Below are 26,512 nucleotides of genomic sequence, written 5' to 3' on the forward strand. Positions count from 1 at the left end.
TTTCTAGGAAAATAGTTTTAAATATTCCTAGGAAACTTTGTTTATAGAAACATATTTTTAAAGATATATATGTTTAAAGAAAAATATTTAAATAGGAAAATATATAAATATGTAAATATTTATAGGAAACATCAAGGGTTGAAGTGATTTGGTTTTATTCTGAGGTCTACTTTTGTGATGAAATAAGGCAAGGAAAGCTTGTGAGATAGATATTTGTAATTCACTTAAAATGAATTTATAATCGACCAATATAAAGATGATTGAGCTAATATTTATTGAAGATAAATATATTCAAGGCCATGAAGGATTTTGTAAAAAGGTATGTAGGAAGATTTAAGGGAGTTAATATAGAATTAATTGAAGCATAGGTTGTTCTATGCTTTTTTGCATAATGGAATATAATTTTAAAAGTATGTGTAAATATTTAGGTGGACTTATGGGAAAAATAATGTTATTTGGTAAAAGTTGTAGTACAATTATATTATGATAATGCAATGTATTATTATGTCTATAATGGGCAGTTAGAGCAATTATGATAAAAAATTTATTATGTACATAGGAGTAAGTTATATGCAAGAAATTCAATTAGTATATTTTTGTTTACTTGAATCAGATACGGGATTAAATAATACTGAGTTAACGTTTAGTAATCAATTTGAATTTAGTATTAAAAAATTAGATAAAGAAAACCTTAGGTGTAAAGTTCTGATTAGCCGAAAAAAAACGGATAATATTACTGAAGAATTTTGGGGGAAAGAAAAACATGTAAGTAGGGTTGATTTACTTGTAGGAGAAAATGGCGCAGGTAAAACTACGATAATGAAGTGTTTAGGGGGGCGTGATTATACTTATACGAAATGGTTTGCTATTTATAAGGAAGTAGTAGATCAAAACTTAAATTGGTTTTTTGATGCAAATGTGGATTATCCGTTTAGTATAGAAATATTAGAGGGGTGGAATATAGAAAATATTATTGAACCAAAAGAAATATATGACTCATCCATGATAGCTGAGTACATTCCTAATGCATTAGATAGAGAGTTTCAGAAGATTAAAGCCTCATCAGTGTACAAGTTTGTTAAGCAAGAATTAGATATACTTCAGAAGGATTTTCCAGCTGAAAAATTAGCTTATAACTTTAATATTAGGGTTGATACTAATTTTATGGTTAAGTACTTGAAAAATGAAAAATTGAATATATATTTAAAAAATATATTAGAGACAGCTACTTGTATGATAAGCAAAAGTAAAGAATTTAAGTTAAACATTAGAACTAAAGAACAGTATGGTTATGGTGAAATAGATGAAGAGTATATTAAATATAGGCAATATGTAGATTCATTATTAGTAGAATGTTTCTATAAGGAGATGTTTTCAACAGAACGACTAAATTTAATAAAAATGATTATATATGTATTTTGGATAATGTATACTATTACCAATGTAAAAAATACTAGGGTTTTGGATTTTGAATGCAATGTTAATTCGTTATCAGAATTTAATCGTTATCTAAAAAGAGCGTTGAATCATATTATTAAGAAATCAAAAGATGAAAGTAATATAATTAAAATAGTAAGAGATTATATAGAGTTTGATTTTATAGAAAAATTATTTTTATCAGTAAAAAAAGGATGGACTAAAATAAGAATTGGATCTACAGTAGGTATTGAATGTACAATTTTGTTAAATAAAAAGTTGAATAAAGAAATAGATGAGAAGTTAATTGAGATTATTGATTTTACACAGAAAATTGAGAGTTATTCAAATAGTGATGATACAAAGTTAGTGAAATTACTATGGGTTGACTTTTGTAATATGAGTTCAGGAGAAAAGGAGCTCATATATTTATTTTCTAAGATATATGATATTTTATCATTGAATGTAATTAAAGATGAGGAAGATGACTTTGAAGTTGAACTGTATGTTCAAGCTTCAAATTATTTGTTGCTTTTAGATGAACCTGATTTAGCATTTCACCCTGAATGGTCAAGAAAATCAATATATTATGTAACAAAATTTATAAATGATTTACTTAGTGGAACTGATAAAAAATGCCAACTTATTATTACGACTCATTCTCCATTTATGGTTTCTGATATGCCTTCAGATTATGTTACATGCATTAAAAAGAACACAGATGAAAATAAAAGTACTTATCGAACTATAGAAAAACCTAAATATAGTTTTGCAGCCAATATTTATGAGCTTTTAAATGATGGTTTTTTTATGGATGCACCTGTAGGAGAATTTGCGCAACAAAAAATTCATGAAATTATTACGAGAATTAAGGCGTTGAAAAGTTTTCTAGATAAAAATCGAAATAAAGAAATAGCTGCTATATCTGATTTTATTAATATGGTATCAGATAAATTAGTACGAGCTCGCCTATATGACATACTTCAGAAGGAGAGAAAGGATTCACTTGATATTAATTCACCAAATTTAATAGAAAATTTAATAAAAGAAATAAAAGAGTTAAAACAAGAAGTATCAGAATTAAAAAGTAGAAGTTACAATGGAGAAAAATTATGATTTTAATAAATAAAAAATGCTTTGACAATGAGGTTAATTTAAATATAGATGGTAAGAAAGAAATGAAACATTTAAAATCATGGTATCAGCCAATTATGGTCAATAAGATAGAAACTAAATATAATAATCAAGGTAAGCCAAGTAGTAGAGCTTCTAAGGATTTTCAAAAGGAATATCTAGAGAATGAAAAATATATCATAGATAATATTATTCCTTTTTTCAAAAAAGAAAATGGATATATGGATAGAAATTTAATTAGTATTTTACTATTAGGAGATTTTATCGGAAATTTAGTTGAGTTGTCTGAAAAACCCCCTAGTGAGGATTTTGGTGATTACTGGCTTAAAATTATAAGTTACTATGCAATTACTAAATTTGTGTTTTATGATTTGGGAAAAATGAAAAATAATATTATAAATTCTACTAAAAAGAAAAAAGTTAATCAGCAAAAATGTATAGAGATTATTGAAGATATTTATAATGCAAAGATTAAGGCGTTTAATTCTAATCATAAAAAATTTAAAATTATCCCTGAAACATTAAGTATAGAATACGAATGCTTAACAAAATGGGATAAAAAATTTTTTATTAATAAGAGTATTATAGATATAAAAAAGAAAATATGTATTGAACTACAGGAAAAAGAGAAATTTTATACAAATTGTTTTGGTAATGTTAATAAGTTAGGTGATATTGAAAAATTTAATAGAATGCTAAAATTTTTCATTAGCTATGAGATGTTAGATGACAAGCAGAGACATATAATTCTGAATGCATTAGATGTATCAGTTTGTCCGTATTGCAATAGACAGTATATTACATCATATGAGCCTAGTGAAAAGGGAAAAAATAAGATTGAGACATTGGCTACAGCTGATTTGGATCATTTTTATCCCAAAGCTAAGTTTCAATTATTTTCTTTATCGTTATATAATTTTGTGCCAGCTTGTCAGATATGCAATTCCCGAATGAAGATTGACAGGCCAATTGAAATTCTATACCCATATGCAGAATGTTTTGGAGATGAAGTGAAATTTGAAGTGATACCTGTAGATGAAGAAAATGAAGGAAAAGCACTCTTTGATTTACTATATGGAAGAGATGACACTTTGAAATCTGAAAAATATAGGATTAATATTAATAGGTCTAATATAAGCGATAAAATAAAGGAAAAGCATATTGAGGGCTCAATTGAAATGTTTCAGTTAGAAAATGTATACCAATCACATAAAGAATATGCAGCTCAAATTATTAGAACAAAGGCAATTTATGATAACCCAGTATATGAATCTGTAATGAATACTCTATTTAATAATGAATTTCCGCTAGGTGAAAATAGAAATATAAGTGTTAAGGCTATATTATCTCATTTAGAAGAAAAGACACCAGAAGAGCTTTCTGAAAATGAAAAAAACCGTATTTTATATGGAATTGATACTGAAGATAAAAACCAGGATTTAAAGAAACCATTAGTAAAATTAACTCGTGATATATTAGATTTATAATCTTAAAATATTATATTGTTTTATTGGAATTTTAAATCAAGCTACCTATTATTCATATAACCTAGAGAATATTTTTAATTTGATGTAGTAATTAATCTTTGAAAATTGAACAATGAAATATTTTTTAAATATTCTATAATGAGAATATATTTACAAAATTAAATCATAGGAATAACATAATAAACATCATATAAGAAAATGTGAAATTAATATTTCTATATAATGTATTATTATAGAAATGATAGTGGGGAGAGAATATATCATGCAGAGAAAGAAAAAAATGGGTATGGTTACTTTTATAGTGATTATTAGTATATTTCTTATATATTTTTCTATAGGAAAATTAGATACTACTAGTATTAGTCCTATTATTGATTCAAGTAATATAGAACAATTGCCAAAAAACTTTCGTATGTGTAATAGTTATATAAAAGATGACGTGGTGCAAGATTTAATTGGACTATCTGATTTAAACATTTCTGGAAGTGGACAGTTTTCAGAAAACAGTCTAAATCTAATGAAGAAGGAAATAGATAGTAATTCTATAATTATTGTAGATTTAAAGCAAGAGGATCATGGATTTATAAATGGCACACCGATAAGTTGGGTAAATAAGAAGAATACATCCAACAAAGGATTAACTAAAGAACAAATATTAGATAATGAAAATAATAAGTTGAGTAGTATTGAAAATAACAAAGAAATATCAATTCAAAATCAAAAATTAATACCTACAAAGGTACAAAATGAAAATGAATTAGTTGAGAATAAGGGAATGTCTTATATACGTATACCAGTCACAGATAAAGAAAAACCAAGTAATGATACGGTTGATTATTTTGTACAATTTGTTCAATCTTTACCTCAAAATACATGGGTACATTTTCATTGCGAAGAGGGACTGGGTAGAACAACTACCTTTATGGTAATGTATGATATTATGAAAAATGCTAAAAGAGTTAACCTCGATGATATAATGACCAGACAAGTTTTAATTGGTGGACAAGACTTGTTAGATGCTAAAGTTAATATATCTACAAATGCGAAAGAAAGAACTGAATTTATAAAAAAATTCTATAAATATGCATCTCAAAACGATGATAACTTTAAGATTACATGGTCTAAATGGTTAAAAAACTAATTAAAATTTTATAAATAAATATGAAGCATAATTAATTAGAATATCGCATTAACAGAATGAATTTGCGGTATTTTAATACTGCGTCATACTATTTACGGATGTAGGCGTAGGTGCTGCAACATTATTTATTTATTATAGAGAACAAAACTTCCCATTATTCATATACTCATTAGGCTAATAATTAGAGGGAGAAAGTATCATTAAATTTGGATATGTTGTATCTATAAATAGGATGTTACAAATTAAATTAATACGTTTTCTAAAAAATACTAAAGGCAATATATTAACTTATGGGATTACAAGAACTCTGAATTTATAAAAGCAAAATCAAAACCAGTAAAATATTTATTAAAAAACTTATAAAAACAGTAATGAATAGATAAAAGAAGAGCACAAGAAAGGTATATATAAGTCAAAGTATTATAATATCTAGAAAGTATGCCTAAGATAACAAACACAATATAGTAAATAAAAAGATTAAGAAAGTTGAGTGTATTATGAGTTTGCCCCAAATATGTACACTAAAAAAATACTTTAGTGAAAAAGAAAGAAGAAAATTATTTAAAAGAAATCTTGAAGAATTTGAGCAATATAAAATACAATTACAAAATAGTGAAATAATAGAACTTAAAAATGAGAAAATAGAGGTTGAAGTAAACCTATGTAGTAAGAAACCTTTTTCGGAATACATTTTTCAAGTTATATCAATAGGTTTGACAATTTTAGTGTTAATAATATCAATAGGATATTATATTTTAAGCGATTCAGCTGGAATACTTGGCTATAGTAATTATTTAAGCCAGAGAATTGAACTTTTTAGAAGTGTTAATAAAAATATCAGTAATGTAAATTCTTCAATTGTTGAGGATAATGATTTAGAAACAGATAGAGACTATTTAGAATTAAATAAACTATTATCTGATTTCACTCGAAATTCAAATATAAGAGCTATGGATATATGTTCAAATGAAGAAGCATATCGTGAATATAACAAAAGTTTTCAAGAAATGGTAAGAAAAATAGATAGCAATCCCAAATTTGAAAAATATTCAAGTAAATTATCTAGTTCAAAGCAAGATATAATAAAGATAGGTAATATAAACAAAGATTTTGAAGTATTTAATGCTAAAACAACACCGATACAACAATTTTATGGATTTATGTTTTATGCTTCTTTAGGTTTGTTAGGATTTTCTATTGTAATAATATTTTTTATTAAAGGATATGATGAATTTAATATTAACCAAGAATATATTAATAGAAAAAAATTAGAATTTATAAATTACTTAATAGATATTAAGACAAAAGAAATAGAGGTTGAAAAAAAGATAATAATTTCATTTAGTACTAATAATCTTAAAAGTAATGTAATAAAAAAGAGCGTAGCTTTTGGGAGTAAAATAATGTGTAAATTTGCACATTTAATAAGAAAATAGGAATTTACATAAACAAAATCATTTTAATTAATTATAGTGTTAAAAAGAATAAAAACTAAGCCTTTTTACGAAATCTAGAGATGGGATTTATAAATTATGAAAGTATCAGAGAGAAATGATTAAAGAGCTTCTTTAATATAGATAACATATATCAACGTCCCATTATTCATATAATTACAAGCTTATAAACTACCAAAGATGTATATTTAATGGGGAGTTTACAGTAAACAATCCCTTCATTTGATATGTAAAAGACACAAAGCATTTTGATTTTGAAATATTTTGTGTTTTTTTATCATTGTATTATAGAATGTATGTTTGCATAAGAAGGAGGAAATAAGCCAATACTATGGAGGAGATGATAAATGGAGGTAGAAACTATGACTAAATTATTAGATCCTAAAAACGATGTTGTTTTTCAAAAGTTATTTGGAATGAAAATAAATAAAAAAATATTAATCAGTTTTCTCAATTCTATATTAAATTTGAAAGGAATTAATTCAATTAAAGAGGTGGAGTTTGAAGAAAAGCACCTTGATGTATCATTGATTGCAAGCGAAAAGTTAAGTATATTAGATTTACATGTAACAACTGAAAAAGATATGCATGTAAATGTAGAAATACAATTAATAAATCAGTATAATATGATTAAAAGGACAATATTTTATATGTCAAAAATGTTGTTAGGTCAGCTTAGAAAAGGTCAAGATTATTCTTGTTTAAATAGAACTGTAACTATTAATATCCTTAATTTTAATTACTTAGACGGTGAAAGCTTTATTAAATGTTATGGTTTATTTGAAAAGGAGACTAAAAAGCCACTAACGGATTTGCTGGAGTTAATTTTTATTGAGTTACCTAAATTTAAGCTGTTTGGAGAAAAACATAAATCCATTAATCTAAATGAAGAATATAATGAAAAATTATACAAATGGTTAACATTTTTATCAAATCCAACTGGAAAGGAGACTGAGGAATTTATGAAAACTGATGGAGAAATTAAAGAAGCTATGGACGTACTCTACAAAATAAGTGGAGATAAGGAAGCTGTAATGCTTGCAGAAATGAGAGAAAAAGCAATTATGGATGAGCAGAGTCGATTTAACGGTGCAAGAAGAGAAGGACGAACAGAAGTATTAAAAGAAACTATAATAGATAATTTAAGCGAACTGGGAAATGTGCCACAGAATTTAATTGATTTTATAAATGAACAAGATAATATTGATGTATTAAAGTTTTGGACTAAAATTGCGGCAAGGGCGGAGAGTTTAGAGGAATTTGGAGAGAAAATAAAATAAGTAAAGTGGAATAATTTCCAATATTGTATCTAACCAAAGTATTAAGAGTATTAATTTTAAATTTTAATTATTCATATAATTAGGAAGCGTTATACGAAATTTAAAAAATCAATTGAAGTTATTGTATATTCTAGTTTTAAGCATAGAGGCACAGAATAATTTAATTTGAGATAAAAGCGCATCATTTGTGAGTAATGGACGTTTTTATCTTTGCTATTAATACAGTTTATTTAGATAAAAAATAAGGTAGAAGAAATCGTTATAATTTAATAAATATTGATTCGTAATATATAATAATTTATATGGAGAAGGTATCGTATATATATTCCAATTGATAATGTAAAATTTCAATAATAACTTATATAGTTATTAAAAGAATAAAATTAGTGAGCGGAAGGAAATTAAAATGAAAAAGTTAATTATGATTAATGGAACAATGGGAGTAGGAAAAAGCACAGTATGTAATATATTATTTAAAATGTTAAATAACAGTGTTTATTTAGATGGAGATTGGTGTTGGAATATGAATCCTTTTGTGGTATCAGATGAAAATAAAGAAATGGTAATAAACAATATTTCATATTTATTGAAATCTTACTTAAACAATTCAGGGTACAAATATATTATTTTCTGTTGGGTAATGCATGATGAGGCTATATTTAAACAAATATTAGATAAATTAAAGGAATTTGATTTTGAGCTTCATAAGGTATCATTAGTCTGCAGTGAAGAATCTCTTAAAAATAGATTAGATGTTGATGTTAAAAATGGTATTAGAAAAACTGATGTTATTAGTAGGAGTATAGAGAGAATTTCATTTTATGAAAAAATGGATACTGTTAAGATTGATGTAAGTAACATTACTCCACATGAGACTGCAAAGAAAATTTGTGAAATAGTTCAGTGATATTGGGGAAAATTCTGAATGAAAATAAAAGATTAAGAGAACAATTAGAGAAATTAAAGTAAATTAGCTAAAATACAATAGTAAAGTATGACGGAAATTATTTATATTTTATGTTGATGAGAAAGGATACACTATGAATTTTATTATTGAAATAGGAAACACAAATGATATTGATGAATTAGAAAAGCTTTATAACGATTTAAATGATCATTTGAAAGAGAAAGTAAACTATCCTGGATGGAGAAAGGGTATATATCCTGTTCGGCAAAATGCAATTGATGGAGTTAAACATGATAATCTCTATGTAGCAAAACATAATGGGAAAATCGTTGGTTCCATTATTTTAAGTAATGAACCTGAAACTGCATACTATAATACTAAATGGGGATTTGAGTCGGACTATACAGATGTTTTTGTTGTACATACATTTGTAGTTCATCCAGAATTTTTAAAATGTGGTGTAGGCAAAGCATTAATGGACTTTTCTATTGAATATAGTATTAAGTCACACGTCAAGTCAATTAGATTGGATGTTTATGAAAAAAATATACCTGCCATCAGGCTGTATGAAAAGTGTGGGTTTAAATATATTGATACAGTTGATTTAGGTCTTGGAAATTACGGGTTGAATTGGTTTAAACTATATGAAAAATTAATATGAGATAATTAGCATAATATTATTTTATGATGAATTATTACAAAGTTATACACTAAAAAATATAAAACAAAAGGAAGTGAATTTTAGTAGGGGTATTTATAATACACACTCTCACTAAAAACTAATTATGGAACAATTTAAATTTATAAAAAATTATTTAAAGAATGATAAATACAGAAAGAGTTTTAATGAATTAGGTAAGAAAACTTTTAGTATTAATTTTGATCAATGGTATAGGGAAGGATATTTAGGTGATAATTATATAAATTACTCTTTTCTTCATGAAGAAAAAGTTGTAGCAAATGTGTCTGCAAATAAGTTTAATATAATTCATAATGGAGAACTTAAAAAAGCAATTCAACTTGGAACAGTTATGACAGATGAACATTATAGAAATAAGGGACTCATTAGAAAGCTTATGGATACAATATTAAAAGAATATGAAAATTATGATTTAATTTATTTGTTTGCAAATGATAGTGTACTAGATTTTTATCCTAAGTTTGGATTTAAGAAAGTAATAGAAGGCAAATATGAACTAGATGCTAAGGAAATAACTGGGTTAGAATTAAACAATTGCAAAGTTATTAAATTAGATTTAGAAAATGAAGAACATAAAAATATTATTAAAAGATTAGCTAAAAATAGAGTTCCAATATCACAAGAACTTGGAATTATTAATTATAGTAGCATACTTAACTTATATTGTAATTATGAGTTTAGAGATGATTTATATTATATAAAGGAAGAAGATACCATTATAATTTTTAGAAGAGAAAATAATGTTGTTAATCTTTTTGATATTTTAAGTTCAGATGATTTTGATTTGGATAATATTATTTCAAAAGTTATTAGGAAAGAGGACAAGTCAATACAATTTAATTTTATACCAAAGAGTAAAAAGTATAAAATAAATTTTGAATTAGAGGAAAATACAGGAGATACTTTATTTGTTAAAGAAGGAAAAGGAAATTTAGAAGATGGAATATTATTTCCTAAAACATCACATACATAAAATGGTGAGAGATAAATTGCTATACTGAATTAATTCAGTATAGCAATTTATTATTAAGCAAAGATTATTTATATAATTTTATTAAATATATAGAAAGTATTGACAGTATTATAAAATGAATATATACTAAACCCATAGGAAATAAGGAAAAGAATTAAATAAAGAAATAAGAACTTATCAAGAGTGGTGGAGGGATAGGCCCTGTGAAGCCCAGCAACTAGATTATTAATTTATTTATTAATAATTTGTGGTGCTAATTCCTGCAGCTTTTGCTGATAGATAAGAGAGTAAATTTTCGGGAGCATTTTAAGTGCTAGAGTTTATTCTCTAGCACTTTTATATTATAAAAAATAGATCTTAATTATAAAAAATAGAGTAATTTATTTTGCAATCTTAAATCATGGTAATTAGATAGGAATTATTAAAATGAATAGTAAATAAAAAGATATAGAGAAGTAATTAGATTATAAAATTAGGGGGTAACAAACATGCCAAAGTTAAGTAACAGGTTAGACTGGTTTTCTGAATCAATAATCAGAAAAATGACAAGAATAGCTAACCAATATGGGGCAATAAATCTTTCACAAGGGTTTCCAGATTTTGATCCACCAAAGGAAATACTTGAAGCACTAAAAGATGTTTCGAATAAAGGACCACATCAGTATTCAATTACATGGGGAGCTCAAAACTTTAGAGAAAAATTAGCTTTAAAACAAGAAAAATTTATGGGTATAGATATAAATCCAGATGAGAATGTTCTTGTAACCTGCGGAAGTACTGAAGCAATGATGTGCGCAATGATGAGCGTTTGTAATCCAGGAGATAAGGTTATAGTATTTTCACCGTTCTATGAAAACTACACAGCCGATGCGATTTTATCAGGTTCAGAACCAATATATGTGGAGTTAAAACCACCAGCTTTTAATTTTGACAAACAAGAATTAAGAAATGCATTCAAGCAAAATCCAAAGGCACTAATTCTTTGCAATCCATCAAATCCAACAGGGAAGGTATTTACAAAAGAAGAACTTTTATATATAGGAAGTCTTGCAAAAGAATATGATACTTTTGTAATTACAGACGAAGTTTATGAACATATAATATTTAAGCCTTATAAACATACTTATTTAGCATCCTTAGAAGATATGTTTGAAAGGACAATATCATGTAGTTCATTATCTAAAACCTATTCTATTACAGGGTGGAGGCTTGGATATATAATAGCTAATAAAGATGTAATAGATAATTGTAAAAAGGTTCATGATTTTTTAACCGTCGGAGCAGCAGCACCACTTCAAGAAGCTGCAATTAAAGGTTTGGAATTTGGCCAAGATTACTATGATAAATTAAATGATATATATGAAAAGAAGAAGAGTTTATTCTTAAATGGTTTAGATAAAATAGGACTAAAGTATTATGAACCACAAGGTGCATATTATGTCATGGTTGACATATCTGAATTTGGATATGAGGATGACTATGAATTTTGCAAATGGCTTGCAAAAGAAATTGGGGTAGCAGCAGTTCCAGGTTCAAGTTTCTTTAGAGGAAAAGTAAATAATTATATAAGATTCCATTTTGCTAAAAAAGAAGAAACCTTAATAGAAGCACTTAAAAGGCTTGAAAAACTTAAAGAGTATAAAAAGTAATTTAAGTATCAAAGTAAAAAATAAAAATGAATAAGTGCTATAAAAATTTAAAAATTAAAATCTAATATTAATGTAAATAAAATCAATAAATAATTTTAAAATAAAATTAATAATTGATAATTATATAAAAATAAGCAATGAAATTTAGGGGGAAACGTAATGAATATTTTAAAAAAGGTAACAGCATTAGCAATTTTAGGAACTATAGGAATAGGTTTAGTAGGTTGTGGAAGTAATACGGATGCAAAGAAAGCAGAAGATAAAAAAGCAAATAAGAATATTGTAGTTGGAGTATGCCCAGGACCTTATGGAGATATGGTTAAGGAAGTCTTAGCTCCAGCTCTAAAAACTAAAGGTTATACAGTAACAACTAAAGAATTTAGTGATTATATCCAACCAGATAAAGCTTTAGATAATAAAGAAATTGATGCCAATTTATTTCAACACAGCGAATATTTAAAGAAATTTAGTGCAGATAACAATTTAAAGCTTTCAGCAGTAAAAGTTGTTCCAACACTTGGAATGGGAATATTCTCTAAAGAATTAACATCATTAGATCAATTAAAAGATGGTGCTAAAATAGCAATTCCAAATGATGCTTCAAATTTAGCAAGAGCTTTAAAATTATTAAAGGCGAATGGAGTAATTAAATTAAAAGATAATGTTGATGAAACTAAAGCAACTGAAAAAGATGTTGCAGAAAATCCTAAAAACATTAAATTTACTCCAATTGAAGGTGCTCAACTTGCTAGAAGTATAGATAGTGTTGATGCAGCAGCTATTCCAGGAAACTTTGCATTTGCTTCTAAATTTGATTATTCTAAAGCATTAGCTGTTGAAGCATTAACAGAAAATTATAAAAATGTCATAGCTGTAAGAACAGAAGATTTAGATAGTGAACTTGGAAAAGATATAAAAGAAGCAGTAGAATCTAAAGAATTTAAGGATGCTATAGAGAAGGGTCAATTTAAAGACTTTACAAAACCAGATTGGTGGAAATAATAATTTTATAAAGGTTGATTAATAAGATGTGTGAACTAATATCCACCAATAGGTTGGAATAAGTTCACACAAAATTGTCAAAAGGTGGTGAATATAGTGATTGAATTAAAAAATATAAATGTTGAATTTGAATTAAAAGGTGATATTGTACAGGCTGTAAAAGACGTAAATTTAACAGTTAACAAGGGTGAAGTATTTGGAATTGTAGGATTAAGTGGAGCTGGAAAGAGTACATTAGTTAGAGTTATTAATTTACTTCAAAAGCCATCATCTGGACAAGTTATTATAAATGGAAAAGACATAACTAGTTTAAACAGAGGCGAACTTAGAAAGACAAGGCTAAAAATAGGAATGATATTTCAACACTTCAATTTAATAAGTGGAAAGACAATATATGAAAATATTGAGTTTGTACTTAAAGCGAATAATTATCCTAAGGAGAAAAGAAGAGATAGAATTAATGAACTCTTAAGTCTAGTAAATTTAAAGGATAAAGAAGATGCATATCCTTCAAATTTAAGTGGTGGACAAAAGCAAAGAGTTGGTATTGCAAGAGCTATTGCTAACGAACCGGAAATTTTGCTTTGTGATGAAGCAACTTCTGCATTAGATTTAGAAAATACTGAAGAAATTTTAAATCTTTTAAAAGATATAAAAGATAAAACAGGAATTACAATTGTATTTATTACACATGAAATGGAAGTTGCAAAGAAATTTTTTAATAGAGTTGCAGTAATGAGCAAGGGTGAAATTATTGAAGTTAAGGATATATATTCAATATTTTCAGATCCACAACATGAAGTTACTAAATCTTTGATAAGCAAGAATTCTAATTTACAATTACCTAAAGAAGTTTTAAATTCTATAAACAAAGGGGAAATCATTAAGATTCATTATAAAGGAGATAATAGTTTAAAACCAGTTATATCAGAAGCTGCTAAAAATTTCAAAGTAGATATAAGTATTATTCATGGGAAAATAGATTATATAGATGGAAAGCCAGTTGGAACATTAATTGTAAATATAATTGGAGAAAAAGAAGAAATAAGTAAGGCAAAAACTTACATAAATAATAATGTAGTTAAGACTGAAAGAATTGTTAATGAATATATGGAGGTGATTTAATAAATGGATTCTACAATTGAAATATTAAAAAGTGAACTTGGGCAAGCTGTTTTAGATTCAGGAAAAATGATTGGAACAGCAATGATTATATCTTTAATTATTGGAGGAGCATTAGGTCTTCTTTTGTATTTAACCTCTAGTAAGTTATTTTTTAAAAACAAGCTAATTAATTCTATTGCAGGATTTGTTATTAATATAATTCGTTCACTTCCATTTATAATACTGCTTGTCTTATTACTTCCACTTACTAAGATAATAGTTGGATCTAATATTGGGCCAGAGGCTGCAACAGTACCTATTACAATTGCTGCTATTGCTTTTTTTGCAAGACTTTCTGAAGGTGCTTTTAGTGAAGTAGATAATGGTGTTATAGAAGCAGCTATATCCTCTGGAGCAAGTTTATATCTTATTCTATCAGATGTATTAATAGTAGAAGCATTTCCAAGTTTAATAAGAGGAATTACAGTTAATTTAGTAAGCTTAATTGGATTTTCAGCTATGGCAGGAATTGTTGGTGGAGGCGGAATAGGAGACTTAGCAATAAGGTATGGATATTATAGATATGAAACTGGAGTTATGATAGTAACAGTTCTTATTTTGTTAATATTAGTACAATCTATTCAAATTTTTGGAGATATACTTGCTACAAGGTTTTCTAGAAGATAGAAAACTTATATAATGAAAAAGATAATTTTGATATACTAGATGTAGAATTTAATGATTTTATGTCTAGTTATTTTTATAAATTTATAGGGGGCAAAAACATGGAATATAGTCAATTGAAAAACATAATTAAGGATGAAAATAGAGTTATTTTAGGAGAACATATAGAAAAAGAATATTTAACTGATGGTTTAGCCTTAGAATATGGAGAAGCAGATGCATTAGTTTTTGTGAAAAATACTAATGAGGTTGTTAATATTATAAGGTTTGCCAATGAAAATTTAATGCCAGTTACTCCAAGAGGAGCTGGAACATGTCTTACAGGAGCAAGTATTCCAACGAAGAGAGGCATTATATTGGATTTATCTAAAATGAATAATATATTAGAATTAGATGAAGAAAATTTAAATATAACTATTGAGCCAGGAGTGCTACTAAAGGATTTACAAGATTATGTTGAATCAAAAAAATTATTTTATCCTCCAGATCCAGGAGAAAAAGCTTCAACTATTGGAGGAAATATTAGTACTAATGCTGGAGGTATGAGGGCAGTAAAGTATGGTGTTACTAGAGATTATGTAAGAGAGCTTGAAATTGTATCTGGAGATGGAACAATTATTACTGTTGGAAGCAAAACAATTAAAAATAGTTCCGGATTAGATCTTAAAGATTTAATAGTAGGTTCAGAAGGTACCCTTGGAATTATAACTAAAATTACTCTAAAAGTTATACCAAAGCCTGCTGCATCAGTTAGTGTATTGATTCCATTTGATAATTTAAAAACCGGGGTTAATTGTATAAGTAAAATAATTAAATCAAATTCAAATCCAACAGCTATAGAATTTATGGAAAATAACATTGTAGAAAACTCAGAAAAATTTGTGGATTTAAAACTTCCTTGTAATAATGGGAATGCTTATCTCTTACTTACTTTTGATGGTGAAGAAGATGAAATATCAGCTAATATAAATAAAACTAGAGAAGTGGTTATAAATAATGGTGCATTAGATTTTAGGGAATTAAATGAAGAAGAAGCATTAAATGCGTGGACAATAAGAGGTGCGCTAGCTAGTTCGATTTGTCAAAACAATGAACAAGTTCCAATAGATATTGTAGTGCCAATAGATAAAATACCACAGTTTGTGGAATTTACAAATGAATGTGGAAAAAAACATGGCATCCAAGTGATTTATTTTGGACATGCTGGTGATGGGAACATCCATGTAAGTGCAATTAGAAACTCTATGGAGAGTAATGAGTGGAAGCAAAGAACTCATAAATTATTAAATGAACTTTATAAAAAAAGTAATGAATTTAATGGACTTCCATCAGGAGAACATGGAATAGGGTTAACAAAGAAAGAATACTTTGAGAAAGTTACAAAAGATGAAAATTTAGAATACATGAGAAACATAAAAAACATATTTGATAAGAACAATATTTTAAATATCGGGAAGGTTTACTGTTAATTAATATTAAGGATGTTAAATAAGAATATAAATTTCTGAAATTATTAGGATCAAATGAATTTTAGTGGTATAAACAATAGAAGATACAATAAATTTGAGGTATAATATACTAAAAAGCAAAATTTCTAGGGGGCAATTAAAATGAGCAAATATTGGAATGATAAAGTAAAAGAAATAGAGCCTTACGTGCCAGGGGAACAGCCTAAGGACAAGCAATACATAAAGTTAAATACAAATGAAAATCCATATCCACCATCAAAAAAAGTTATGGAAGCTATGAAAAATGCAGTTAATGATGATTTGAAGCTTTATCCAGATCCAACTTGTAGTGATTTTACACTTGAAATAGCAAAATATTATAATTTAGATTCAAATGAAATATTTGTTGGGAATGGTTCAGATGAAGTTTTAGCATTTGCATTTATGGCTTTTTTCTCTAAAGATAAGAAAATATTATTTCCGGATATAAGCTATAGTTTTTATATAGTTTATGCACAGCTTTTAAATTTGGATTATGAATTAGTTAAATTAGATGATAATTTTAATATACCATTAGAAGAATTGAAAAAGCAAAATGGAGGTGTAATAATACCTAATCCTAATGCGCCTACAGGAAAATATGTAGATATAGAATCTTTGAGAGATTTAGTTGAAGCAAATAAAGATAGTGTGGTTATTATTGATGAGGCTTATATTGATTTCGGTGGAGAATCTATGGTTAAATTTATAAAAGATTATGATAATCTTTTAGTTATCCAAACATTATCAAAATCTCGATCACTCGCAGGACTTCGAGTTGGATTTGCACTAGGACATAAGGATTTGATTGAAGGCTTAAACAGAATTAAAAATAGTATAAATTCATATACCTTAGATAGAGTAGCTCTTGCGGGTGCTACTGAAGCAATGAAAGATAATGAACATTTTGAAGAGATAACTAAGAAAATTATTGATACAAGAGAAACAACAATGAAGTCTTTAGAAAAATTAGGATTTAATGTTTTGGAATCTAAAGCAAACTTTGTTTTTGCAAGTCATAATAAAGTATCTGGAAAACTTCTTTATGAAAGGTTGAAAGATAATGGAGTATTAGTAAGGTATTTTAATAAAGATAGAATAGATAACTTTTTAAGGATAACAATAGGAACAGATGAAGAAATGGATATTTTAATTGAAAAGCTGGAGTTAATATTAAGTCAAAATTAAATGATTTAAAATATAAGCTATATAATCTAAAGAAGTATATTCTTATAGATTATATAGCTTATTTATTCTTTAGGAAATTATATCATTGGAATACTGAGGATCATATCTTGAACATATGACATATCTCATAAGTGTATGCTGAAATGGCATATTTTTTTTAACTCAATTTTTGAGTTGAAAATGTAAAATGTTCATGAAATTAGAAATCACGTCAAGTATGTATCTTATAAAAAGAAGTAAATTTTCAGCATAAATTAATGAATCAATGATTCAATAAAAACAAAGATTTGATTTATAATTAATGAATCATTGCTCCTATTGCATAGTAACTGTATTATTTTTTGTTTAGTTCCATACTATAATTAAATTGTAAAGTTCAAAGGATTTATAAAATATAGTTTCAATGTAAACGATATGGAAAGGAGGAAAATATGTTAAATGCAATATTATACAAGGAGGTGATAAATGGATATTGAACAGGTAGTAATGGATATAATTATTCAATCAGGTGAAGCAAGGGGATGTGCTCATGAGGCATTAAGTATGATTTATTAAAAATAGGAACAGTTATTTTTATATAAAAAATGTTTAGATATTTGATGGGTAAACATAAATTCAAAAGAAAAATATAGGAGGTATTAATATGAATAGTAAATTTACGGCTAGAATGGAAAAAGTTTTGATGCCTATTGCAGGAGCAATTTCAAATAATAGATATCTTTTAGCAATTCGTGATGGCTTTATGCTTTCTATGCCACTACTAATAATAGGTGCTATGTCTTTATTGTTAGCTAACTTACCAATACCAGGATATTCTGATTTTATGAAGAATATATTTGGAGCTGGTTGGGATAGTTTCTTTAGGATACCTTTTAATTGTACGATGAATATTATGGCTATATTTGTAATAATTGGTATAGCTAATAGTCTTGCACGTTACTACGAAATTGATGGAATAAGTACTTCAGCTATAGCATTGGTATGTTTCTTTATAATTACACCTTTTTCCATGAATTTTATACCAGAAGGATCAACTACTGCTTATAAAGTAGCAAGTATAATACCACTAGAGTGGATTGGGTCTAAAGGGTTATTTGTAGGAATGCTTACAGCAATATTTTCAACAGAAATTGTTAAAGTTGTTGTTAAACGCGGGTGGACAATTAAAATGCCAGAAGGTGTACCACCTTCAGTTGCAAAGGCATTCTCAGCATTAATTCCAGGATTTATAGCTTTATATGTTTTTAATTTGGTAAGACTAGGATTTTCATTTACATCATTTGGTACGATTCATGAATTTATATTTAAAATACTTCAACAGCCTTTAACTTCATTAGGAGATACGTATGTAGCGTCAATAGTTGCAAACTTATTTATGCAAGTATTTTGGGTATTTGGTATTCATGGACCAAATGTTGTTGGTGCTGTTACTCAACCTATATGGCTTGCAACATCTGCAGATAATTTAGCGGCTTTTCAAGCAGGCAAGGAATTACCACATATACTTACTCAACAATATGAAGATTTATTTATTCAACTAGGAGGGTCAGGAGCAACTTTATCATTATGTTTATCAATGTTATTCCTTTGTAAATCAGAACAATGCAAAAAATTAGGGAAACTTGCAATAATACCAGGATTATTCAATATTAATGAGCCAATAGTTTTTGGTTTGCCAATAGTTTTGAATCCAATAATGATGATACCATTTATTATAGTGCCTTTGGTTCTTACAACAATATGCTATGCATCAATGTCACTTGGACTTGTACCTAAACCATCTGGAGTTATAATTCCATGGACTACACCGCCAATTATTGGAGGATTAATAATTTGTGGTGTAAGAGGTGCTATACTCCAAATTGTTGAAATAATAGTTTCTTTCTTGATATATTTACCATTTATAAAGATGGTAGACAAACAATATTATTTAGAAGAAACAACAAATGGTGAAGCAAAAGAAATTATAAATGCCTAAGTCAAGTTAATATATAAGTTCTAATTAATAATTAGTAGAATCACTATGTATGCGTTTGCAAAAAATTGATGGATAAACTTCTTTAGAACTTATATATATTAATTTTTAGTGATATACCTCATGGAATTTCAAAGGGTATATCACTAACTGATTAAATATCATGAATTTTCAAATTATAATAAGCTTGATATTAAAAAATAAAAATATAAGAAATGTAATAAAAATAAAAGTTTAGTGGCAAAAAAATGATACAGAAAGGATAAGATAATATGAAGATTAGTATTCTTAAGGAACTAAAAATAAGTTTATTTAAACCACATTTATATTTTGAATTAAAAAATCTATCATTTGGCAGAATTTTATTATTTAATTTTATAAATGCATTGATGGCAGTACTGTTTTCATTAATATTAAATTTTTTTGTTGCATTATTCTCAGAAAAAATCATATGGTTTGGTGATTATTTACAAATAATTACTTTTAAAAACTTAATAATTACTTTTTTGTATATGGTCTTTGGTTTAACTATTAGTTCATTGGCATTAAGTGGATTATTAAAATTGGTCATGTATTGGAAAAAAACTAAGCATGTAAATTATGTTTATTTATTTAATTATGCTACACATTCACTATTAATATGTGCATTATTAAATAAGTTTGTTGGAGTATATGTAATTGTATTTGCTTTGGGATATTGTTTGATGGCAGTAAGTAAAGATACACTTAAGGCACAATCAAATAAATAACAAGTTCATTTGCCAGCCTATTTTCCATCATCCTACGTTGGCAAATTGACCTAATAGGCCCACTATGAGGGCAATTCACCTCCTTGCCTGATGAAAAATATCCATGGCAACTTTGGAATTGTTATTTATTTTCACGTGCCTAACTATAAAAAAGAATTAAACCAAATTTAATAAGGAATAGTAAAAAAATAAGTCAGTATGCTAGTTTTAGTTTGATATAGTAGTCTAATAATTTGGATAATATCCCCAATAAAGAAAAAGAGCTTATAGTAAATAAATTATTAATTTAACTTATTTACTATAAGCTCTTTTTTATTTATTAGTTTTGTTTTTTTCGCTTAATAAATTTATTGATGCTTCAAGACTTTTATCATAATTACTTGTTAACATTAAACTAAATAAAATATCAAATGCAAAATGTGCTGAAATAATGGAAGTATAAGATTCTAGATTTAGATAAGAAATTCCTGAATCTATACAGATAACTTCATCACAATAGTCATGCAATTTTTCTGAATTGTATTCACATATAATAACTGTATAAATATGATTTTTCTTTAATTTTTTTGAAATTTCAAGAATGGTAGCATTCGCACCTGTGAATGTTAACAGTAAGGCAACTCTTTTATTATTATTTGCAGCAAGAATATAATGTGAATTTAATCCATCATGAGCTGTGCAATTAAAACCAATAGACCTAAATTTAAAAGCAGCCTGATTTATAATTATATTACTAATACCAAGGCCATAAAGATCAATATAATCTGAATGTACTAAATAGTTGGCAATACGAATCATTTTATTTTGATTTAAGGTTGATTGAAGTTTGGTAATAGTATTCATTTGAATTTTGGGAAGCAGATGAACAATTTCTTCATATCTTGTTTTCATGTTAATTGGCGTATCATTATTAATTTCACAATGTAAAAGTGAATTTTTATAATCTAGATTGTATTCAATTTGAAATTCTCTAAATGAATCAAAGCCTAATTTTCTGCATAAACGAATAACTGTGGATTGTGAAGTATAAGCCAGCCTTGCAAGCTGATGACTGGAAACAGATTTTACTTTATCAGGATTTTCTAAGATATAAGAAGCAATAAGTTGTTCTTGAGTTGTTAAATTATTTGTATCTTTAAGTTTTTCCATAATCATAATTATCACCCAATTTATTATATCATGAATGAATCAATGATTCAAAAAAATAAAGGTTTGATCCAAAAAATAGAGGTTTGATTCAAAATTTATGAATCATTAAGCCTATTGAATCCAAACCGTATTACATTCTCTTTGACATCATCATATAATGAAATTGTAAGGTAAGTGCATTTACAATGTAAAAGTTTTAGAGGAAAATTATAAAAAAATGTTTTAAGGATGATTTTCATAAAGTGGTGAAATTGCCATAAATCAATGCGAAGGCGACTGGAGTTAAAAGAAAATAGGAGGGAAAAAAATGAAAAATTGTGATGTGAATTATAAAAATTATTTGCAGATTTTAAAAGAAGAATTAGTACCTGCTATGGGATGCACTGAACCAATTGCAATTGCATATGCAGCAGCAAAGGCTACAGAAGTATTAGGATGTATACCTGAAAGAGTTATAGTAGAAGTGAGTGGAAATATTATTAAGAATGTTAAAAGTGTTATAGTTCCTAATACAAATCATTTAAAGGGAATATCAGCTGCAACAGCTGCTGGTATTATAGCAGGTCAAGCTGAAAAGAAACTAGAAGTTATTTCTTATGTAACTGAAGAAGAAAAACAAAAGATTAAAGAATACTTAGGCACTTGTGCTATAGAGGTTAAAATGGCAGATACTCCATTTATATTTGATATACAGATGAATGTATTTTATAAAGATTCATCTGTAAAATTAAGAATTGTAAACTACCATACTAATATTGTTTTGATTGAAAAATGTGGTGAGATACTTTACCACAAAGAAGCAACTGTATCAAAAGAAGACGGTCTTAGTGATAAGAGATTACTGAACGTAGAAGATATTATTGATTTTGCAAATTCTGTGGATATAAAAGATATAGAAGATATTATTGGCAGACAAATTGAATATAATTCATCAATTGCAAAAGAAGGATTAAAAAATAGTTATGGCGCCAATATAGGAAGTGTACTACTTTCAACATATGGTTCTGATGTAAAAGTAAGAGCAAAGGCGAAAGCCGCAGCAGGGTCAGATGCTAGAATGAATGGATGTGAGTTGCCTGTTATTATCATTTCAGGCAGTGGGAATCAAGGAATGACAGCTTCGCTTCCAGTTATTGAATATGCTAATGAACTACAGGTTTCAAAAGAAAAACTTTATAGAGCCTTGGTTATTTCAGATTTAGTTACAATACATCAAAAGACTGGAATAGGAAGACTTTCTGCATATTGTGGTGCTATTTGTGCAGGTGCTGGAAGTGGAGCTGGTATTGCTTACCTATATGGAGGCGGTTATGAAGAAATTTCCCATACAATTGTTAATGCTTTATCTATAGTTTCGGGAATTGTTTGTGATGGAGCTAAAGCATCTTGTGCAGCTAAAATTGCAGCAGGCGTTGATGCAGGAATTTTAGGATATTATATGTATAAAAATGGTCAACAATTCAGAGATGGGGATGGCATAGTAAAAAAAGGTGTTGAAGCAACAATAAGCAATATAGGCAAACTTGCTAAAGACGGAATGAAGGAAACTGATAAAGAGATTATTAAAATTATGATTGGAAATTAAGAGGATTTCTATATTAATAATTTGTAATTTTAAATTTATATTATGATTGTCCCACAAAAAAATTGAATAGTCTCTTAACTACATAATATATAGATGTAAATAAGAATTGTTTGCATATTATATTGTGTATTGAAAAATGATTTATACCTTTTTGTTGTTTAATCATCTTATTATAAAAATTATTTAGGAGGAAATGAATATGGAAAAGAAACCTATAAAAATTGTTACAATTGGTGGAGGAAGTAGTTATACTCCAGAATTAATGGAGGGATTTATTAAAAGATATGAAGAACTTCCAATTAAAGAAATGTGGTTAGTAGATATCGAAGAGGGAAAAGAAAAGATGGAAATTGTTGGAGCCATGGCACAACGTATGTGGGATGCATCTCCTTATGAGGTAAAAATACATTTAACATTAGATCGTAGAGAAGCTTTGCTAGGAGCTGATTTTGTTACAACACAGTTCCGTGTTGGTTTATTAGATGCTCGTATTAAAGACGAAAGAATTCCTTTCTCACACGGTATGTTAGGACAAGAAACAAATGGCGCAGGTGGTATGTTTAAAGCATTCCGTACAATTCCTGTTATCTTAAACATCGTAGAAGATATGAAAGAATTATGTCCTGATGCATGGTTAATCAACTTTACAAATCCATCTGGAATTATTACTGAAGCTGTGATTAAACATGGTGGGTGGAAAAAATGTATCGGCTTATGTAACGTACCAGTTATTGCATTAACTAAAGAAGCAGAAATGTTTGGTGTAACTGAAAGAGATTTAGTACATCAGTTCGCTGGATTAAACCATTTCCATTGGCATAAAGTTACTGATGTACATGGTAATAACTTAACTGATAAGATTATTGACAAAATGTATGTTGAAGATACAGGAACTCCAGCTAACATTTTTGATGTTAAATTTCTTATAGATCAGCTAAAAGAAATGCAGTTAATTCCTAGTGAATACCACAGATATTATTATATGCAAGATGAAATGTTAAAACATGGATTAGAAGAATTCAATGGTATTGGAACTCGTGCACAACAGGTTAAAGTAACAGAAGCTGAATTATTTGAATTATACAAAGATCCAAAATTAAACAATAAACCAGAACAGTTAACAAAACGTGGTGGAACACATTATAGTGATGCTGCATGTGAATGCATCAATTCAATTTACAATGATAAAAGAACTCATATGGTAGTTAGTACTCAAAATAATGGTGCAATTACTGATTTGCCATATGATTGTATAGTGGAGATTTCTTCTATCATTACCGGTAAAGGTGCTATGCCACTTAACTGGGGCAAATTCAACTCCGCTGAAAGAGGTTGGGTACAGTGTATGAAAGCTATGGAAGAATGTGTTATTAAATCCGCCATCACTGGTGATTATGGATTAGCTTTACAGGCGTTTCTATTAAACCCATTAGTAAAAAGTGGAGCTTGTGCTAAAGGATTACTAGATGAATTATTAGTTTCACATAAAAAATACTTACCACAATTTTCTGATAAGATTGCAGAATTAGAAGCTGACGGTGTAGTATCTAAAGATTCTGTTGTTATGGATTTAATGGTTAATGGCCATTAATCATTTTTAACATTTGTAGGTGGTGTTAGCTTTTAGATTTGTAATATACTGTAAATGTTGGGAAATAACACAAATAGCAGATGTAAAAAAGCAATTAAAATTATTTTACAATAGTATTGAGTTAGTAAAAAAATAATGTATAATATAAAAAAGCATGATAAAGCACAACAAAGTGAAAGAAAAAAGTTGTGCTGTATCATGTTTAATTTTTTATATTTTTATGAATATATGGAGGAGTAGCGGATGGAAAATATGATAAATATTATAGATACAAAAGTGAGTGATTTTAAAATTAGATTTGCAGAGGAAAACGATACTAAATTAATATTAGATTTTATAAAAGAATTAGCAGATTATGAAAAATTATTAGATGAAGTAGTGGCAACTGAAGAAGTTTTATATGATTCCTTGTTTGTGCAAAAAAAAGCAGAGGTAATTATTGGAGAATATGAAGGAAAACCAGTAGGATTTGCATTGTTTTTTCATAATTTCTCAACTTTTCTAGGAAAGCCAGGCATATATTTAGAGGATTTATACGTAAAACCAGAGATGAGAGGAAAAGGACTTGGTAAGATTATATTATCATTTTTGGGAAAACTTGCAGTAAAGCGTAATTGTGGTAGACTTGAATGGTGGTGTATAGATTGGAATGAATCATCTATAGAATTTTATAAGGAAATGGGAGCTAAACCCATGGATGAATGGACAGTATATAGAGTTTGCGACTCAGAACTTTGCGATCTAGCAAATAAATTTTAAATAAGCACATTGAAAGAGGGATTTTTATGGAATTGTCAATTAATAAAAAATATATATTAGATACAGCTAAGGAAATATTAGAATTTGATAGCCCAACAGGCTTTTGCTTTGAAATAATGGATGTAATAAAAAGCATAGCAGAGGGCTTTGGATATGATTTTGAAACAACTAATAAAGGTTGTGGAATTATAACCATGAAAGGTAAGTCAGAAGAAAAAACAATAGGATTATCTGCTCATGTAGACACTTTAGGTGCTATGGTTAGATCTATTACAACAGAGGGAAAATTAAAATTCACACTACTTGGAGGACCGATTGTTCCAACCTTAGATAGTGAATATTGCAGAATTAGAACAAGAGAAGGAAAAAAATATACTGGTACATTCTTAAGTACAAGTCCAGCAGCACATGTTTTTGATGATAGTTCAAGTAAAATTAGAGATCCTAAAAACATGGAAGTAAGAATTGATGAAAATGTTAAATCAAAAAAAGATACTCAAGATTTAGGAATATGTCCTGGAGATTTCATATTTATAGACCCTAAAACTACAATTACTGAAAGTGGATTTATAAAATCAAGATTTATAGATGATAAAGGTAGTGTAGCATGTCTTGTGGGATTGTTAGAATTGTTCAACAGAGAAAAAATAGTTCCAAACTTTACAACTAAAATATTAATTTCAACTTATGAAGAAGTAGGCCATGGTGCTTCATATATACCAAGTGATATTACAGAAATGATATCAGTTGATATGGGATGTATTGGGGATGACTTAAGTTGCACTGAATATGATGTTTCGATTTGTGCTAAAGATTCAGGGGGACCTTATGACTACAATATGGTTACAGACCTAGTTAATTTAGCTAAAGCTAATGAATTAAAATATGCAGTAGACATTTATCCATTCTATGGTTCAGATGTTGGAGCTGCACTTAAAGCTGGAAATAATATTCGTGGAGCACTTATAGGACCAGGAGTTCATGCATCTCATGGAATGGAAAGAACACATTACAGTGCTTTAGAAAATACAGTTAAACTTTTGTATTTATATTTAGCTTAAAAATAATAAAGTGAAATTTCTCAGTTAAGGTATAAAA

General features: G+C 27.5%; 22 protein-coding genes and 1 riboswitch. Of the genes, 21 read left to right on the top strand and 1 reads right to left on the bottom strand.

Features of this window, described 5'->3' with window-relative positions:
- Positions 1–570 precede the first annotated feature (570 nt).
- The 17 genes from psyc5s11_RS10805 to psyc5s11_RS10885 all read left to right on the top strand — a co-directional run bounded on the left by psyc5s11_RS10805 (position 571) and on the right by psyc5s11_RS10885 (position 20,330).
- Positions 571–2,532: an AAA family ATPase gene (locus tag psyc5s11_RS10805; RefSeq protein ID WP_224037588.1), complete on the top strand. Its 1,962-nt coding sequence runs from the start codon at positions 571–573 to the stop codon at positions 2,530–2,532.
- A complete protein-coding gene (locus psyc5s11_RS10810) occupies positions 2,529–4,037 on the top strand; it encodes a hypothetical protein (RefSeq protein ID WP_224037589.1) in 1,509 nt (502 codons plus the stop codon). Before psyc5s11_RS10805 ends, psyc5s11_RS10810 begins: the two co-directional genes overlap by 4 nt.
- A gap of 262 nt (positions 4,038–4,299) precedes the next feature.
- Entirely contained in the window at positions 4,300–5,178 is an 879-nt protein-coding gene (locus psyc5s11_RS10815) for a phosphatase domain-containing putative toxin (RefSeq protein ID WP_224037590.1), read from the top strand.
- A gap of 497 nt (positions 5,179–5,675) precedes the next feature.
- Positions 5,676–6,614 carry a hypothetical protein gene (locus psyc5s11_RS10820; RefSeq protein ID WP_224037591.1) on the top strand — a complete coding sequence of 313 codons (939 nt, stop codon included), beginning with the start codon at positions 5,676–5,678 and terminating at the stop codon, positions 6,612–6,614.
- 365 nt (positions 6,615–6,979) lie between these two features.
- A complete protein-coding gene (locus psyc5s11_RS10825; RefSeq protein ID WP_224037592.1) occupies positions 6,980–7,912 on the top strand; it encodes an Rpn family recombination-promoting nuclease/putative transposase in 933 nt (310 codons plus the stop codon).
- Between the two features lie 406 nt (positions 7,913–8,318).
- The gene (locus psyc5s11_RS10830; protein ID WP_224037593.1) at positions 8,319–8,819 is read left to right on the top strand and encodes an AAA family ATPase; all 501 of its coding nucleotides are present in this window, start codon (positions 8,319–8,321) and stop codon (positions 8,817–8,819) included.
- A gap of 133 nt (positions 8,820–8,952) precedes the next feature.
- Positions 8,953–9,480 carry a GNAT family N-acetyltransferase gene (locus tag psyc5s11_RS10835; RefSeq protein ID WP_224037594.1) on the top strand — a complete coding sequence of 176 codons (528 nt, stop codon included), beginning with the start codon at positions 8,953–8,955 and terminating at the stop codon, positions 9,478–9,480.
- A 124-nt stretch (positions 9,481–9,604) separates the two neighbouring features.
- Positions 9,605–10,492, top strand: coding sequence for a GNAT family N-acetyltransferase (locus psyc5s11_RS10840; RefSeq protein ID WP_224037595.1), 888 nt, complete (start codon positions 9,605–9,607; stop codon positions 10,490–10,492).
- Positions 10,493–10,663: 171 nt separating this feature from the next.
- A riboswitch (SAM riboswitch) is annotated at positions 10,664–10,778 on the top strand.
- A 202-nt stretch (positions 10,779–10,980) separates the two neighbouring features.
- Positions 10,981–12,141 carry a pyridoxal phosphate-dependent aminotransferase gene (locus psyc5s11_RS10845; protein ID WP_224037596.1) on the top strand — a complete coding sequence of 387 codons (1,161 nt, stop codon included), beginning with the start codon at positions 10,981–10,983 and terminating at the stop codon, positions 12,139–12,141.
- Between the two features lie 159 nt (positions 12,142–12,300).
- Positions 12,301–13,143 carry a MetQ/NlpA family ABC transporter substrate-binding protein gene (locus psyc5s11_RS10850; RefSeq protein ID WP_224037597.1) on the top strand — a complete coding sequence of 281 codons (843 nt, stop codon included), beginning with the start codon at positions 12,301–12,303 and terminating at the stop codon, positions 13,141–13,143.
- 96 nt (positions 13,144–13,239) lie between these two features.
- Positions 13,240–14,268, top strand: a complete 1,029-nt coding sequence (locus tag psyc5s11_RS10855) for a methionine ABC transporter ATP-binding protein (protein WP_224037598.1) — start codon at positions 13,240–13,242, stop codon at positions 14,266–14,268.
- A gap of 3 nt (positions 14,269–14,271) precedes the next feature.
- Entirely contained in the window at positions 14,272–14,934 is a 663-nt protein-coding gene (locus tag psyc5s11_RS10860; protein ID WP_224037599.1) for a methionine ABC transporter permease, read from the top strand.
- 98 nt (positions 14,935–15,032) lie between these two features.
- The gene (locus psyc5s11_RS10865) at positions 15,033–16,400 is read left to right on the top strand and encodes an FAD-binding oxidoreductase (RefSeq protein WP_224037600.1); all 1,368 of its coding nucleotides are present in this window, start codon (positions 15,033–15,035) and stop codon (positions 16,398–16,400) included.
- Between the two features lie 141 nt (positions 16,401–16,541).
- A complete protein-coding gene (gene hisC, locus psyc5s11_RS10870; protein WP_224037601.1) occupies positions 16,542–17,606 on the top strand; it encodes a histidinol-phosphate transaminase in 1,065 nt (354 codons plus the stop codon).
- Positions 17,607–18,071: 465 nt separating this feature from the next.
- Positions 18,072–18,161, top strand: coding sequence for a PTS lactose/cellobiose transporter subunit IIA (locus psyc5s11_RS10875; protein WP_224037602.1), 90 nt, complete (start codon positions 18,072–18,074; stop codon positions 18,159–18,161).
- Between the two features lie 88 nt (positions 18,162–18,249).
- Positions 18,250–19,584: a PTS cellobiose transporter subunit IIC gene (gene celB, locus psyc5s11_RS10880; RefSeq protein WP_224037603.1), complete on the top strand. Its 1,335-nt coding sequence runs from the start codon at positions 18,250–18,252 to the stop codon at positions 19,582–19,584.
- A 269-nt stretch (positions 19,585–19,853) separates the two neighbouring features.
- Complete coding sequence (locus tag psyc5s11_RS10885; RefSeq protein WP_224037604.1) at positions 19,854–20,330, top strand: hypothetical protein; 477 nt, start codon at positions 19,854–19,856, stop codon at positions 20,328–20,330.
- Between the two features lie 312 nt (positions 20,331–20,642).
- Here the strand turns inward: psyc5s11_RS10885 and psyc5s11_RS10890 are convergent, their stop codons facing one another.
- Positions 20,643–21,479: a MurR/RpiR family transcriptional regulator gene (locus psyc5s11_RS10890; RefSeq protein WP_224037605.1), complete on the bottom strand. Its 837-nt coding sequence runs from the start codon at positions 21,477–21,479 to the stop codon at positions 20,643–20,645.
- A 307-nt stretch (positions 21,480–21,786) separates the two neighbouring features.
- On the opposite strand from psyc5s11_RS10890, the gene psyc5s11_RS10895 reads away from it, so the two are divergent.
- The 4 genes from psyc5s11_RS10895 to psyc5s11_RS10910 all read left to right on the top strand — a co-directional run bounded on the left by psyc5s11_RS10895 (position 21,787) and on the right by psyc5s11_RS10910 (position 26,475).
- Positions 21,787–23,064 (top strand): L-cysteine desulfidase family protein, encoded by a 1,278-nt coding sequence (locus tag psyc5s11_RS10895; protein ID WP_224037606.1) that lies wholly within the window; start codon positions 21,787–21,789, stop codon positions 23,062–23,064.
- Between the two features lie 199 nt (positions 23,065–23,263).
- Positions 23,264–24,655, top strand: coding sequence for a 6-phospho-beta-glucosidase (locus psyc5s11_RS10900; RefSeq protein ID WP_224037607.1), 1,392 nt, complete (start codon positions 23,264–23,266; stop codon positions 24,653–24,655).
- A gap of 252 nt (positions 24,656–24,907) precedes the next feature.
- On the top strand, positions 24,908–25,414 hold the full coding sequence (locus tag psyc5s11_RS10905; protein WP_224038176.1) for a GNAT family N-acetyltransferase: 507 nt from the start codon (positions 24,908–24,910) through the stop codon (positions 25,412–25,414).
- Positions 25,415–25,440: 26 nt separating this feature from the next.
- The gene (locus psyc5s11_RS10910) at positions 25,441–26,475 is read left to right on the top strand and encodes a M42 family metallopeptidase (protein WP_224037608.1); all 1,035 of its coding nucleotides are present in this window, start codon (positions 25,441–25,443) and stop codon (positions 26,473–26,475) included.
- Positions 26,476–26,512 lie beyond the last annotated feature (37 nt).

This window comes from Clostridium gelidum (assembly GCF_019977655.1).
GTDB lineage: Bacteria > Bacillota > Clostridia > Clostridiales > Clostridiaceae > Clostridium > Clostridium gelidum.